The sequence below is a fragment of the Pimelobacter simplex genome (genome assembly GCF_024662235.1).
Taxonomy (GTDB): domain Bacteria; phylum Actinomycetota; class Actinomycetes; order Propionibacteriales; family Nocardioidaceae; genus Nocardioides.
Window position 1 is genome coordinate 648,724 of the sequence record NZ_CP096276.1, and the last position, 13,454, is coordinate 662,177.

A 13,454-nucleotide genomic window follows, 5' to 3' on the forward strand; every position below is an offset into this window, starting at 1 on the left:
CGCGCTACTCCGCGGCCGGCTTCACGGCCAGCACGGGGCAGTGCGCCTCCAGGATGATCCGCTGCGCCACGCTGCCCAGCAGCAGCTTGCCGACCGGGGTGCGGTGCCGGATGCCGACGACGATCAACGTCGCCTGCTCCTCCTCGGCGGCCGCGACCACGGCGTCGGCGACGTCCGGCACCACCTCGTGCCGGACGACGACCGCCAGTCCCTCGGCGACCAGCCCGTCGCGCACGGCCTCGATGTCCGCGTCGTGCGCGAAGCGGCGGTCGACGAGGCTGCCGCCCTGGGTGGCGTTGACGATCACCAGGCGGGTGCCGTCCTTGCGGGCCAGGCCCGTGGCGTGCTCGAGCGCGGCCTCGCCGTAGCGATCGGCGCTGTAGGCGACGACGATGCTCATCGGTTCACCAGCTCCTCGGTCTCGTCGGTGTCGTCGTTCTCGTCGGTCGCGGTGGGGGTGGTCGCGGCGGGGTTGCGGCGACCACGCACCGCGCCGACGGCCATGGCGAGGAGCATCAGCGCGATCACGGCGTACACCGCGACGGCGACGGGCTCGCTCCACAGGGTGCCGAGGTCGCCGTCGGAGATCTGCAGCGCGGTGGTCAGCTGGAGCTCCATGGCGGGGCCGAGGATGACGCCCACGATGAGCGGCAGCACCGGGAGGCCGAAGCGGCGCATCGCCAGGCCGAGCAGGCCGAGCGCGACCAGCAGGGCGAGGTCGAAGGGCTCGAAGTTGGCCGTGTAGGCGCCGAGCGTGGCGAAGAACAGGATGCCGGCGTAGAGCTGCGGCCGCGGGATCTGCAGCAGCTTGGCCCACAGCGGCGCCATCGGCAGGTTGATGACGAGGAGCAGTGCGTTGGCGATGACCAGGCTGGCGAGCAGGCCCCACACGAGCGCCGGCTCGTTGGTGAGCAGCTGCGGGCCGGGCTGGATGCCGTAGCTCTGGAGCGCCAGCAGCATGATCGTGGCGGTCGCGGTCGTCGGCAGACCGAGCGTCAGCAGGGGGAGCATGGTGCCGGCGGCGGAGGCGTTGTTGGCGGCCTCCGGTCCGGCGACACCCTCGATCGCGCCCCGGCCGAACTCCTCGGGGTGCTTCGAGAGCTTCTTCTCGGTGGCGTACGACAGGAACGTGGGGACCTCGGCACCACCGGCCGGCACGGCGCCGAACGGGAAGCCGAACGCGGTGCCGCGCAGCCACGGCTTCCAGGAGCGCCTCCAGTCGTCCTTGCTCATCCAGGGCTGGCCGACGGGGATGATCTCCAGCGGCTTGCGGCGCAGGTGGGCGGCGACCCAGAGCGCCTCGCCGATCGCGAAGATGCCGACCGCGACCACCACGACGTCGATGCCGTCGGCGAGCTGGGCGTTGCCGAAGGTCAGCCGCGCCTGGCCGGTGGCCGTGCCGACCAGGGCGATGCCCAGGCCGAGGAAGAGCGAGATGAAGCCGCGCAGCTTGGACGAGCCGAGCACCATCGTGACCGCGAAGAACGCCAGCACCATGACCGCGAAGTACGACGGCGCACCCAGCGTCACCACGATGTCGGCGACCCGGGGGACCAGCAGCCACAGCAGCACCGTGCCGATCGTGCCGGCCACGAAGGAGCCGATCGCCGCGGTGGCGAGCGCCTGCGCGGCGCGCCCCGACTTGGCCATCTTGTTGCCCTCGATGGCGGTGATCACCGACGAGGACTCACCGGGGGTGTTGAGCAGGATCGAGGTGGTCGAGCCGCCGTACATGCCGCCGTAGTAGATGCCGGCGAACATGATGATCGCGCTGTCCACGCCGACGCTGTAGGTCATCGGCAGGAGCAGGGCCAGCGCCATCGCGGGCCCGATGCCGGGCAGTACGCCGACGGCGGTGCCGAGCATCACGCCGATGAGCGCGAAGAGCAGGTTCTCGGGGGTCAGGGCCGTCTGGAAGCCTTCGAGCAGCAGGTCCATCAGAGCACTCCGTCCAGGATGCCGGCCGGGATGGGCAGGCCCAGCAGGACGTAGAAGCCGTACCAGCTGCCGAACGACAGCGCGGCGCCGATCGCGAGGTTGCGGACCCAGGTCCGGCTCCCGAGCACGTACGTCGTACCGGCGAACAGCAGCGCGCCCGTGATCGCCCAGCCCAGCCAGTCGATGAGCAGCAGGTTGGCGACGAGCACGCCGACCAGCAGGCCGATCGTGCGCACGTCGGTGCCCTGGCTGAGGTCGACGTCCTCGCCCTCCTCGGCCTCGGGACGGTCGCCGCGCGCGGTCGCGACGGCGAGCAGCACGCCGAGCAGGACGAGGGCGGCGCCGACGACGTATGGCAGCGCGTAGGGCTGCACGGGCTGGTCGGCGAACGCCCGGTCGAGGGTGGAGGCGTCGTAGAGGACGTAGCCGCCGGCGAGCAGGAGGAAGCCCGCCAGGCCGTACTGCGCCTTGTCGATCACCGGGCGGGTCGGCCAGGTGGTGTCGGTGGTGGTCATGCGAGTCCCAGCTCCTTCAGGGTGTCGGCCACGCGGGCGTCCTGCTCGACGAGGAAGTCCTCGAACTCCTTGCCGGTGGCGAAGTTGTCGCTCCAGCCGTTGTCGGCGAGGGACTCCTTCCACTCCTCGGTGTCGTGCATCTCGGTGAGGAGGTCGGTGAGGTAGGCGCGCTGGTCGTCGGAGATGTCCGGCGGGGCGAGGACGCCGCGCCAGTTGGTGAACACCAGGTCGACGCCGGCCTCGGTCAGCGTCGGCGCGTCGATGCCGTCGAGACGCTCGGCGCCGGAGACCGCGAGGACGCGGAGCTTGCCCTCCTCGATCTGGGCCTCAAACTCGCCGAGACCGGACATGCCGATGTCGATCTTCTCGCCGAGGAGCGCGGTCGTGAGGGGGCCGCCGCCGTCGTACGGGATGTAGCGGACGTCGCGGGGCGAGATGCCGATCGTGTCGGCGAGCTGCATCGGGAACAGGTGGTCGGGGCCGCCGCTGCTGGAGCCGCCGCCGACGGTGATGCCGCCGGGGTCCTTCTTCCAGGCCTCGACCAGGTCGCCGACGGTCCGGAACGGGGAGTCGGCGGGCACGAGGATGCCCTCCTGCTCCTCGACCAGGCGGGCGATCGGGGTCATCTTGAGCGGCGTGGCCTTGGACTTGTTGGTGTAGACCGCGCCGACCACGCCGAGCCCCATCACCATCATGAGGTCGTCGGAGCCCTTCTCGTTGAGCAGCCGCTGCATGGCGACGGTGCCGCTGGCGCCCTGGATGTTGCGGATCTCGAAGCGTCCGGTCAGCTCGTTGTCCTGCATCGCGCGGGCCGCGGCCCGTCCGGTCAGGTCGTAGCCGCCGCCGGGGCTGTTGGGGATGAACATCCGCAGCCGCCGGTTGTCCGGGTCGTCCGCGCCGCGGGTGACCCCGCAGCCGGCGGCCAGCACGGTGAGCGCCAGCACGGTGAGGAGCGCCAGTAGGCGATGCATGGAACCTCCGGGTCGGGTCGTGACCGCCGTCACGTGCGATCCGTGCCAGCATGGCGGTGGGCTGTGGCGGTCGTCACGCTTGCGGACGTAGAGGAGGTTGTGGTCGTTGTGGTCGCCGTTGCGCCGAGGTGAGCTGACCCTCGCGGCCAAGGTGCTGCTCCTGCAGCTCGCCGTCATCGCGACCCTGCTCGTCGCGGTCGGCGTGCTGAGCATCCGGCAGTCCAATGCGGACTTCGCCGAGGAGCGCGGTGCCGTGATGCGCAACGCCGCCGAGTACGTCGCCGGGCTCCCCATCGTGCGCGGCGAGCTCGAGCGGGTGCGCAGCGGCGAGGCCGAGGCCAGCGACACCCCGCGGGCGCTCGCCCCCTACCTCGACTGGGGCGTCACCGCGCGCGGCGCGCAGACGGTGACCCTGGTCTCGGTCGGCGGCGAGGTGCTCGCGGCGACCGACCCGAGCCGGGTGGGCGACCGGGCCGCGCTGGGCAGCAGCGACGCGCTGGAGGGGCGCGGGTGGTCCGGCGACGTCGAGCCCGACGGTCATCGCGCCGTGGCCGGGCACGCGCCGGTCATCTCCGAGGTCGACGGCGCCCTGCTGGCGATCGTGACGGCCGAGGTGGAGTACCCGACCCTGGCCGACCAGGTCGGCACCGCCGCGCCGGACCTCGGGCTCTTCCTGGGCCTCGGCGCGCTGCTCGGGCTGATCGGCACCTGGTTCGTCTCGCGCGTCGTGCGCCGCTCCACCCGCGGCCTGGGCACGACCGAGCTGGCCAACCTCGCCGACCACCGCGAGGCGCTGCTCCACGCGATCCGCGAGGGCGTGGTCGGCGTCGGGACCGACGGCCGGGTGACCGCGATGAACGACGCCGCCCGCAGCACCCTCGGGCTGGACGCCGGACCGGACCCGGTCGGGCGCCCCGCCGACGAGCTCGGCCTGGACCCCCAGGTCGTCGCGCTGCTGACCGGCGAGGGCGCCGACGTCCGCGACGCGCTGGCGCTCGTGGGCACCCGGGTCGTCGTCTTCAACCGCGGGCGGGCGTCGTCCGGCGGGCGGGGGATCGGCACGGTGACGACGCTGCGCGACCGGACCGAGCTGGTCTCGCTGCAGAGCCAGCTGAGCTCGAACCTGTCGCTCACCGACACGCTCCGCGCCCAGACCCACGAGTTCGACAACCGGCTGCACACGATCTCCGGCCTGGTCCAGCTCGGCGAGTACGACGAGGTGGCCGCCCTCGTCGGCACCCTCACCCGGCACCGCGCCGAGATCGAGGACTACGTCGCCCAGCGGCTCGCCGACCCCGCCCTCGCCGCCCTCGTGCTGGCCAAGCACGCGGTCGCCGAGGAGCGCGGGGTCACGCTCGAGCTCGACCCCGGCTCCCGGCTGCCCGTCCTCGCCCCCGACCTCGGCGCCGACCTGACCACCGTGGTCGGCAACCTCGTCGACAACGCGGTCGACGCGTGCGCGGGGCGCCACGAGGCGACCGTCGAGGTCTGGCTGCACGCCGACGACGAGGCGGTCCACCTCCGGGTGCGTGACAACGGGCCGGGCATCCCGGCCGAGCTGCGCGAGGCGGTCCTGGTCCGCGGCTACTCCACCAAGGAGGTCGTGGGGGAGGAGCCGGTGGCCGGCGGACGCGGGATCGGGCTGGCCCTGGTCCGGCTGATCTGCACCCAGCGCGGCGGCGACGTGGTCGTCGACGACGCCGACCCGGCCGGTGGTGGAGGCGGCGCCGAGCTCCGCGTGGTGCTGCCGCTCGGACCGGTCCTGGTCCAAGATGGTGCACCGTGACGGCTGTGCTCCGGGTGCTCGTGGTCGACGACGACTTCATGGTCGCGCGCATCCACGGCCGTTTCGTGGAGCAGACCGACGGCTTCGAGGTGGTCGGCACCGCCCGCACCGGCGAGGAGGCGCTCGCGCTGACCGCCGAGCTGCGCCCCGACCTGCTGCTGCTCGACGTGCACCTGCCGGACCTGTCCGGGCTCGAGGTGCTCGAGCAGCTGCGCGGGCGCGGGGACGACGTCGCGGTGGTGATGGTGACCGCCGAGCGCGGCGCCGCCGCCGTCCGTGCCGCGCTCCACGGCGGCGCGCTGCAGTACCTCGTCAAGCCCTTCGAGTACGACGACCTCGCCGACCGCCTGCACCGGGTGGCCGCCACGCTCGCCACCCTCGGTGCCGCCGAGGTCGACCAGGCGACGATCGACCGGGCGTTCGGGACGGCGCGGGCGGGCGGCGGTGCCGACGTACCGGCGGTGCTGCCCAAGGGCCTCAGCGCCGAGACGGCCGACCTGGTGCTCGCCGCCGCCCGCCGCGCGGGCGAGATCTCGGCGTCCGAGACCGCCGAGCAGCTGGGCCTGTCCCGGGTCACGGCACGGCGCTACCTGGAGCACTTCGTCGACGCCGGCACCGCCGAGGTGCGGCTGCGGTACGGCGGTACTGGACGCCCCGAGCGTCGCTACACGGTCACGCCGTAACCTGTTCCCAGCGAGTCCGCCGACCCAGCTGGAGCCCTCATGACCGCGATCGACGACCGCCCCGAGCCCCCGGTCCTCCGGGCCACCATGGGTGCCGACACCCAAGGCCCGTGGGAACGCCTCGCCCTGGCGCTGTTCATCGCCGTGCCCTTCCTCGCCATCGTCGCCGCGATCCCGATCGCGTGGGGCGGCTGGCTGGGGTGGAGCGACATCGCGATCACCTTCGTGATGTACGGCCTGACCCTGCACGGCATCACCGTCGGCTTCCACCGGCTCTTCACGCACAAGTCGTTCAAGCCCAACCGCGCGGTCAAGATCACCCTCGCGATCGCCGGCTCGATGGCGATCGAGGGACCGGTCATCCGCTGGGTCGCCGACCACCGCAAGCACCACAAGTTCTCCGACAAGGACGGCGACCCGCACTCGCCGTGGCGCTACGGCAACAGCCTGCGCGGCCTGACCAAGGGCTTCGTGTGGGCCCACGTCGGCTGGCTGTTCGACCCCGAGCAGACCTCGATCGACAAGTACGCCCCCGACCTGGCCAAGGACCGCGACCTGGTCCGGATCTCGCGCACCTTCTGGGTGTGGGTGCTGACCTCGATCTTCCTGCCGCCGGTCCTCGGCTTCCTGCTCACCTGGTCCTGGCAGGGCGCGCTGACCGCCTTCTTCTGGGGCACCGTGGTCCGGATCGGCCTGATCCACCACGTCACCTGGTCCATCAACTCCATCTGCCACACGCTGGGGGAGCGGCCCTTCGCCTCGCGCGACTTCTCCGGCAACGTGTGGTGGCTGGCCATCCCCTCGGGCGGGGAGTCGTGGCACAACCTGCACCACGCCGACCCGACGTCCGCGCGGCACGGGGTCAAGCGCTTCCAGCTCGACACCTCGGCCCGGATCATCTGGGTGCTCGAGAAGCTCGGCTGGGTGCGCGACGTGCGCTGGCCGACGCCCGAGCGGATCCGGGCCAAGTCGGTCGCCTGACGTCCGGGGCGTGAGCCCGGTTCGGCTGCGCTCGCCCCGACGCAATACCCTGGACCGGTGCTGCAGATCGACCGGACCACGTACGACGCGATCGTCGCGCACGCCAAGCGCGACCACCCGGTCGAGGCGTGCGGGATGGTCGCCGGACCCCTCGGCAGCGACCGCCCGGAGCGGTTCATCGAGATGGTGAACGCCGCGGGGAGCCCCACGTTCTACGAGTACGACTCGACGGACCTGCTCAAGCTCTACCGCGACCTCGACGACCGCGACGAGGAGCCGGTGGTGATCTACCACTCGCACTCGGAGACCGAGGCGTACCCCAGCGTGACCGACATCAACCTGGCCAGCGAGCCCGGCGCCCACTACGTGCTCGTCAGCACGCGGGAGCACGGGAATAACGAGGGCCCCGTGGAGTTCAGGTCCTACAGAATCATCGACGGCGTCGTGACCGAGGAAGAGGTCCGCGTCATCCCTGCAGAGGAGAGCAGCTGACATGGCCATCGAGGTCCGGATCCCGACCATCCTGCGCACCTACACCGGTGGTGAGAAGGCGGTCAACGCCGACGGCGCCAACCTGAGCGCGCTCATCGACTCCCTCGAGGCGAACCACCCCGGCATCAAGGACCGCCTCATCGAGGGCGGCGACCTGCGCCGGTTCGTCAACATCTACATCAACGACGAGGACGTCCGCTTCATCGGCAGCCTCGAGGCCGCGCTCTCCGACGGCGACCAGGTCGTCATCCTGCCGGCCGTGGCCGGCGGCGCGCGCTGATCGTCCGCTGATCCGATGACGCGCTACGACAGCCTGCTCGCCTCCGTCGGCAGTACGCCGCTCGTGGGGCTCCCGCGGCTGTCGGCGCCGTTCAACACCGCGGGTGCGCCCGAGGTGCGGATCTGGGCCAAGCTCGAGGACCGCAACCCGACCGGCTCCATCAAGGACCGGCCGGCGCTGCGGATGATCGAGGAGGCCGAGAAGGACGGCACGCTGCGTCCGGGCTGCACGATCCTGGAGCCGACGTCGGGCAACACCGGCATCTCCATCGCGATGGCGGCCAAGCTCAAGGGCTACCGCTGCGTCTTCGTGATGCCCGAGAACACCTCCGAGGAGCGGCGCCAGCTGCTGCGGATGTGGGGCGCCGAGATCGTCTCCTCGCCCGCCGCGGGCGGTTCCAACGAGGCGGTCCGGGTGGCCAAGCAGATCGCCGCCGAGCACCCCGACTGGGTGATGCTCTACCAGTACGGCAACGCCGCCAACGCCCTCGCGCACGAGGAGGGCACCGGTCCCGAGCTGCTCGCCGACCTGCCCTCGATCACCCACTTCGTCGCCGGCCTCGGTACGACGGGCACGCTCATGGGCGTCTCCCGGTTCTTCCGCCGGGCCCAGCCCGAGGTCAAGATCGTGGCCGCCGAGCCGCGCTACGGCGAGCTCGTCTACGGCCTGCGCAACCTCGACGAGGGCTTCGTGCCCGAGCTCTACGACGCCGAGCTGATCGACAGCCGGTTCTCGGTCGGCCCGCGCGACGCCGTACGACGGGTGCGCGAGCTGCTCGAGCTCGAGGGCATCTTCGCCGGCATCTCCACCGGCGCCATCCTGCACGCCGCGCTCGGCCAGGCCGCCAAGGCGGCCAAGGCGGGCGAGGGCGCCGACATCGCCTTCGTCGTGGCCGACGGCGGCTGGAAGTACCTCTCCACCGGCGCCTACGAGGGCACGATCGACGAGGCCGAGGACCGGCTCGAGGGTCAGCTCTGGGCGTGACGGCTCCGGCCGCGAGCGAGCCGGAGGTCATCGACTCGCTCGGTCACTACACGCTGTGGTGGCGCGGGCTGATCGGTCCGGCGGCCGCGGACCGCACGGTGCTCATCGCGACCAACTGGATCCGGACGCCGCGGCTGCCGGTGTCCTGGGGTGAGCACGTCCACCCCGACCACGAGATGCTCTGGGGCTCCGACGGCAAGGTCGGGGTCCAGGTCGCCGGGCGCGAGTACTGGGTGCCGGCCAGCTACGGGCTGTGGATCCCGGCGGGGGTGCCGCACTCGGCGTGCGCCGTCTCGGGCACCGGCTTCAACTGCACCTGGGTCGACCGCGAGCGCTCGCCGGTGCGCGCCACCGAGCCGGTGCTGCTGCCGATGTCGCCGCTGCTGGTCGACCTGCTCGACCACCTCCGCATCGACACCACGACCCCCGAGCGCCGGCGCCGGGCCGAGGAGTTCGCGCTCGACCTGCTCGAGCCGGACGCCCGCGGTCCGCTCTCGGTGCCCCGGCCCACCAGCGCCGCCGCGCGCCGGGTCGCCGACGCGGTGCTCGCCGAGCTGACCGTCCCGCGCACCGCGGAGGAGTGGGCGGGGGAGTTCGGGATGAGCGCGCGCAGCCTCAACCGCGCCTTCGTCGCCGAGACCGGGCTGGCCTTCGGGCAGTGGCGCGTCCGGGCCCGGATGGCGATGGCCGCGACCCTGCTCGACCAGGGCCGCACCGTCGCCTCGGTCGCCCGCCAGGTCGGCTACCGCAACTCCAGCGCGTTCATCGCGGCCTACCGCCGCACGACCGGGGCCAGCCCGGCCCAGCACCGGCAGCACATGACCCACGTCACCTGATGTCGAGTTCGCGACACCACTTGTCCGTTTCGCGCACCAACCGGCCCGTGTAGGCGTTGCCAGCGCGGCCCACGATCTCCACTCTTGGTCAGGTAAGCCTAACCAAAGAAGGAGTGGACCATCGTGGTGCGCACGCCCCGTTATCTCGGCCGTCTCGGAGTGGCCCTCACCCTGGCGGCGGCCCTCGCGCTGTCCGCCTGCGGCAGCGAGGACGACGACCCGGGCACGTCCGGCGCGGACACGCGCACCGTCGCGTCGGCGTACGGCGACGTGGAGGTCCCGGTGAAGCCCGAGCGGGTCGTCGCGGTCAGCTACGACACGCCCTGGCAGCTGCAGTCGCTGGACGTGAAGCCGGTCGCCACCCAGGACTACGGCAAGTGGGTCGACACCTTCAGTGCCGACCAGCAGGCGTTCGTGAAGGGAGTCGCGACGATCGGCTCCTTCGGCGAGACCAACTACGACGCCATCGTCAAGGCCGCTCCCGACCTGATCGTCGGTGACGCCTACGAGGTCGACGAGAAGGCGTACAAGCGGCTCTCCGAGATCGCCCCCACGGTCGTCGTGAAGGGCAGCTTCCGCGGCGACTGGAAGGCCATCGTGTCCGGGCTCGCCGACGCGACCGGCGCCGGCAAGGCGCTCGGCGAGCGGGAGAAGGCCTACACGGCCAAGGTGGCCGAGCTCAAGGAGAAGTACGCCGACCAGCTCGCCCTGAAGTGGGCCACGGTCTCGATCGGCGACGCCGAGGCGGAGTTCTCGGTGCTCTACCCGACCGGCATCGTCGGCGCCCTCCTCGACGAGCTGGGCGTGACGCCCGCGCCGGGCATCCCCGAGGCCTCGCCCGAGCCGGGCTACGCGAGCTACTCGTTCGAGCGGCTCGACGAGATCCTCGCCACCGCCGACGTGATCGTCACCCCGGCCAACGCGGACGGGACGCCGTGGGAGCCGTTCGCCGCGATCAAGAGCAACTCGCTGTTCACCTCGCTGCCCGCGGCGAAGTCCGGCTCCGTGTTCGACCTGCCCTACGGCGTCACGGACTACGACACCGCGCTGGCGTTCCTCGACGTCGTGGAGACCAAGGTCCTGGAACCCCTCGCCGCACGTTCGTGACCACGGGTCGCACCCTCGGGGCCCTGCTGGCCGCCGTCGCCCTCGCGACGGTGGCCAGCCTGTGCCTGGGCGGCCGCGTCTTCGGCCCGGTCGAGATCGTGCAGGCGCTGTGGTCGGGGGACGGCTCCGCGCACGACCAGGTGATCCGCGACCTGCGGGTCCCGCGGACCGTGGTCGGCCTCCTGGTCGGCGCCGCGCTGGGGCTCTCGGGCGCGCTGATGCAGGGACTGACCCGCAACCCGCTCGCCGATCCGGGCATCCTCGGCGTCAACGCCGGAGCGGCCCTCGGTGTCGCGCTCGCGATCACCCAGTGGGGGATCGTCCACCCCGGCGGGCAGGTGTGGTTCGCCCTTGCCGGCGCTGCACTCACCACGCTCGTCGTCGCCGCGATCGGCCGCCCGCGCCGGGGCGGCGACGTCGTCACGCTGACCCTCTCCGGCGTCGCGGTCGGCGCGGTCCTGACCGGTATCACCTCCGGACTGGTGCTGCTGCACCCGCGCGCCTTCGACAGCATGCGCAGCTGGAACGCCGGGTCGATCACCGTGGTCGGCTACGACCGGGTGCTCGCCGTGCTGCCCTTCATCGTGGCGGGCGTCGTGATCGCGCTCGCCCTCGGCCGCAGCATCAACGCCCTCGCGCTGGGCGACGACACCGCGCAGGCGCTCGGCGTACGCCTGCTGCGGACCCGGGTCCTCGCCCTGGTTGCCGTCACCCTGCTGTGCGGTGCCGCGACCGCCGCAGCCGGCCCGATCGTCTTCGTCGGCCTGATGGTGCCGCACATCGTCGCCGCCCTGATCGGCCCCGACCACCGCCGCGTGATGACCTGCTCGCTGCTCGCCGGCCCGGTGCTCGTGCTCGGCTGCGACCTCCTCGGCCGGTATGTCGCCCAGCCCCGCGAGCTGCCCGTCGGGGTGGTCGCCGCCGCCATCGGCGCCGTCCTGCTCGCCGTCGTCATCCGGAGGCGCTCGTGAACCGCGTCGTGCCCGTGCGCCTGCTCGGCGGGCGGATCAGTGGCCGGGTCCGGGTCCGCGGCGTGCTCGGTGTCGCGCTGCTCGTGCTGGTCGCGGCCGCGATCGGCGTGGCCTCGCTGCCCAGCCCCGACGCCGGGGTGTCGCTCGGCGAGACGATCGACGTGCTGCGCGGCCGGGGCACCCGGGTCACCGAGCTCGTCGTCCTCGACTGGCGGCTGCCGCGGGTCCTCGCCGCGCTGCTCTTCGGCGCGATGATGGGGCTCAGCGGCGCGATCTTCCAGGTGGTGACCCGCAACCCACTCGGCTCGCCGGACGTCATCGGCTTCTCCAGCGGCGCCTACACCGGCGCCATCGTGGCCATGCTCGTGCTCGGCCTCAGCGGCACCGCGGTCCCGCTGGCCGCGACCCTCGGCGGACTGCTCACCGCGGCCCTCGTGCTCGGCCTGGCCGGGCACGAGGGACTGCGCGGCGCGCGCTTCGTCATCCTCGGCATCGCCGCGGCCGCGCTGCTCTCGTCGGTCAACACCTGGCTGGTGCTGCGGGTCACCGCGGAGGAGGGCCTGCAGGCCTCCCAGTGGGGGGTCGGCACGCTCAACGAGATCACCGGGAGCGACCTCCGGCTCGCCGCCCTGTGCGGGCTGGTGCTGCTGCCCGGCTGCCTGCTCCTGGCGCGGCCGCTCGCGCTGCACGAGCTGGGGGACGACGTGGCGGTGGCGCTCGGCGTACCGATGCGGTCGCGGCGGCTGCTCGCCATCGGCGTCGGGGTCGCGCTCACCGCGGTCACCACGGCCGCCGCCGGCCCGATCGCCTTCGTCGCGCTCGCCGCGCCCCAGCTCGCCCGGCGGGTCGTCGGCGGCACCCCGCCGGCGCTGCTCGGCTCGGCCGCGATGGGCGCGGCCCTGCTGGCCGCCTCCGACCTGCTCGCCCAGCGCGTCTTCGCCCCGACCCCGGTGCCGGTCGGGATGGTGACCGTCGTCCTCGGTGGCTGCTACCTCGCGTGGTTGCTCTCCCGGCGCCGGTGATGCCTACGGTGGGGGAGTGCGCCACCTCCTGCTCACCCCCGTCCTCGCCCTGCTCCTCGCGCTCGGCCTGAGCGCCGCGCCCGCGCCGGCGGGGGCGGCCGCGTCCGACGAGCCGCCACCGTTGGTGTCGGTCACCGCGCCCTCGGTCGACGGCGTCGCCCGCTACGGCCGCACGCTCGTCGCGGACCCGGGCGGCTGGGCGCCGGGGCCGGCCCGGGTGCGCTACGAGTGGCGGCGCGGCGACCAGGTCGTCGGCACCGCCCGCCGCTACCCCCTGCAGCCGGCCGACGTCGGGCAGCGGCTCACGCTGGTGGTCACTGCGTCGGCACCCGGCTACGCCGACACCCCCGCCCGGGCGGTCACCGCGAAGGTCAAGCACCGCGTCGACGTGCGCCGTACGGTCCGCTACAGCGTGCGGGTCAAGGGCCGGCTCGGCCCCGGCGTCGACGTCGCGGCCTTCCGCCGCCTCGCCCAGGAGACCTACGACGACCCGCGCGGCTGGCGGGCCCGGGGCGTCCGCTTCGTCCAGGTACGCCGCGGCGGCGCGTTCACCCTCTGGCTCTCCGAGGCCGCGCGCGTGCCCGGCTTCTCGTCGGTGTGCAGCCCCCAGTGGTCGTGCCGGGTCGGCCGCAACGTGGTGATCAACGTGCAGCGCTGGCAGCACGCCTCACCCGCGTGGCACCGGCTCGGCCGCTCGCTGCGCGACTACCGGCACATGGTGGTCAACCACGAGACCGGGCACTGGCTGGGCCGTGGGCACGCCTCGTGCCCGCGTCCGGGGGCGCTGGCACCGGTGATGATGCAGCAGTCCAAGGGGCTCCACGGCTGCCGCGCGAACCCCTGGCCGACGCCCCGCGAGCTGCGCCGCTGACCTCAGCCGCGGAGCTC

15 protein-coding genes are annotated in these 13,454 nt (G+C 72.9%); 11 read left to right on the forward strand and 4 right to left on the reverse strand.

All coding sequences use genetic code 11. The features are described 5' to 3' along the window. Nucleotides 1-4: 4 nt before the first annotated feature. The 4 genes from M0M48_RS02985 to M0M48_RS03000 are packed head-to-tail and all read right to left on the reverse strand — an operon-like array spanning nucleotide 5 to nucleotide 3,424. Nucleotides 5-400 (reverse strand): universal stress protein, encoded by a 396-nt coding sequence (locus tag M0M48_RS02985; RefSeq protein WP_215816401.1) that lies wholly within the window; start codon nucleotides 398-400, stop codon nucleotides 5-7. After that, complete coding sequence (locus M0M48_RS02990) at nucleotides 397-1,938, reverse strand: tripartite tricarboxylate transporter permease (protein ID WP_257754342.1); 1,542 nt, start codon at nucleotides 1,936-1,938, stop codon at nucleotides 397-399. Before M0M48_RS02990 ends, M0M48_RS02985 begins: the two co-directional genes overlap by 4 nt. Continuing rightward, nucleotides 1,938-2,453, reverse strand: a complete 516-nt coding sequence (locus M0M48_RS02995) for a tripartite tricarboxylate transporter TctB family protein (RefSeq protein ID WP_257754343.1) — start codon at nucleotides 2,451-2,453, stop codon at nucleotides 1,938-1,940. The genes M0M48_RS02990 and M0M48_RS02995 overlap by 1 nt, the downstream gene beginning before the upstream one ends. Further along, nucleotides 2,450-3,424 carry a Bug family tripartite tricarboxylate transporter substrate binding protein gene (locus tag M0M48_RS03000; RefSeq protein ID WP_257754344.1) on the reverse strand — a complete coding sequence of 325 codons (975 nt, stop codon included), beginning with the start codon at nucleotides 3,422-3,424 and terminating at the stop codon, nucleotides 2,450-2,452. Before M0M48_RS03000 ends, M0M48_RS02995 begins: the two co-directional genes overlap by 4 nt. A gap of 106 nt (nucleotides 3,425-3,530) precedes the next feature. Between M0M48_RS03000 and M0M48_RS03005 the strand changes: the two genes are divergently transcribed. The 11 genes from M0M48_RS03005 (at nucleotide 3,531) to M0M48_RS03055 (ending at nucleotide 13,437) form a co-directional block, all read left to right on the forward strand. Beyond that, nucleotides 3,531-5,210: a sensor histidine kinase gene (locus M0M48_RS03005; protein ID WP_257754345.1), complete on the forward strand. Its 1,680-nt coding sequence runs from the start codon at nucleotides 3,531-3,533 to the stop codon at nucleotides 5,208-5,210. Further along, complete coding sequence (locus M0M48_RS03010; protein ID WP_257754346.1) at nucleotides 5,207-5,893, forward strand: response regulator; 687 nt, start codon at nucleotides 5,207-5,209, stop codon at nucleotides 5,891-5,893. Before M0M48_RS03005 ends, M0M48_RS03010 begins: the two co-directional genes overlap by 4 nt. 39 nt (nucleotides 5,894-5,932) lie before the next feature. Further along, the gene (locus M0M48_RS03015) at nucleotides 5,933-6,874 is read left to right on the forward strand and encodes an acyl-CoA desaturase (RefSeq protein ID WP_257754347.1); all 942 of its coding nucleotides are present in this window, start codon (nucleotides 5,933-5,935) and stop codon (nucleotides 6,872-6,874) included. A 57-nt stretch (nucleotides 6,875-6,931) separates the two neighbouring features. After that, nucleotides 6,932-7,366 carry a Mov34/MPN/PAD-1 family protein gene (locus tag M0M48_RS03020; RefSeq protein WP_215816394.1) on the forward strand — a complete coding sequence of 145 codons (435 nt, stop codon included), beginning with the start codon at nucleotides 6,932-6,934 and terminating at the stop codon, nucleotides 7,364-7,366. Nucleotide 7,367: 1 nt separating this feature from the next. Further along, complete coding sequence (locus tag M0M48_RS03025) at nucleotides 7,368-7,646, forward strand: MoaD family protein (protein ID WP_215816393.1); 279 nt, start codon at nucleotides 7,368-7,370, stop codon at nucleotides 7,644-7,646. A gap of 15 nt (nucleotides 7,647-7,661) precedes the next feature. Further along, nucleotides 7,662-8,630: a PLP-dependent cysteine synthase family protein gene (locus tag M0M48_RS03030; RefSeq protein ID WP_215816392.1), complete on the forward strand. Its 969-nt coding sequence runs from the start codon at nucleotides 7,662-7,664 to the stop codon at nucleotides 8,628-8,630. Then, nucleotides 8,627-9,466 carry a helix-turn-helix transcriptional regulator gene (locus M0M48_RS03035; protein ID WP_257754348.1) on the forward strand — a complete coding sequence of 280 codons (840 nt, stop codon included), beginning with the start codon at nucleotides 8,627-8,629 and terminating at the stop codon, nucleotides 9,464-9,466. Before M0M48_RS03030 ends, M0M48_RS03035 begins: the two co-directional genes overlap by 4 nt. A 123-nt stretch (nucleotides 9,467-9,589) precedes the next feature. Beyond that, nucleotides 9,590-10,573 (forward strand): ABC transporter substrate-binding protein, encoded by a 984-nt coding sequence (locus tag M0M48_RS03040; protein ID WP_257754349.1) that lies wholly within the window; start codon nucleotides 9,590-9,592, stop codon nucleotides 10,571-10,573. Then, complete coding sequence (locus tag M0M48_RS03045) at nucleotides 10,570-11,544, forward strand: FecCD family ABC transporter permease (RefSeq protein WP_257754350.1); 975 nt, start codon at nucleotides 10,570-10,572, stop codon at nucleotides 11,542-11,544. Before M0M48_RS03040 ends, M0M48_RS03045 begins: the two co-directional genes overlap by 4 nt. Continuing rightward, nucleotides 11,541-12,566 carry a FecCD family ABC transporter permease gene (locus M0M48_RS03050; RefSeq protein ID WP_215816388.1) on the forward strand — a complete coding sequence of 342 codons (1,026 nt, stop codon included), beginning with the start codon at nucleotides 11,541-11,543 and terminating at the stop codon, nucleotides 12,564-12,566. Before M0M48_RS03045 ends, M0M48_RS03050 begins: the two co-directional genes overlap by 4 nt. A gap of 16 nt (nucleotides 12,567-12,582) precedes the next feature. Continuing rightward, nucleotides 12,583-13,437 (forward strand): DUF3152 domain-containing protein, encoded by an 855-nt coding sequence (locus M0M48_RS03055; RefSeq protein WP_257754351.1) that lies wholly within the window; start codon nucleotides 12,583-12,585, stop codon nucleotides 13,435-13,437. Nucleotides 13,438-13,454 lie beyond the last annotated feature (17 nt).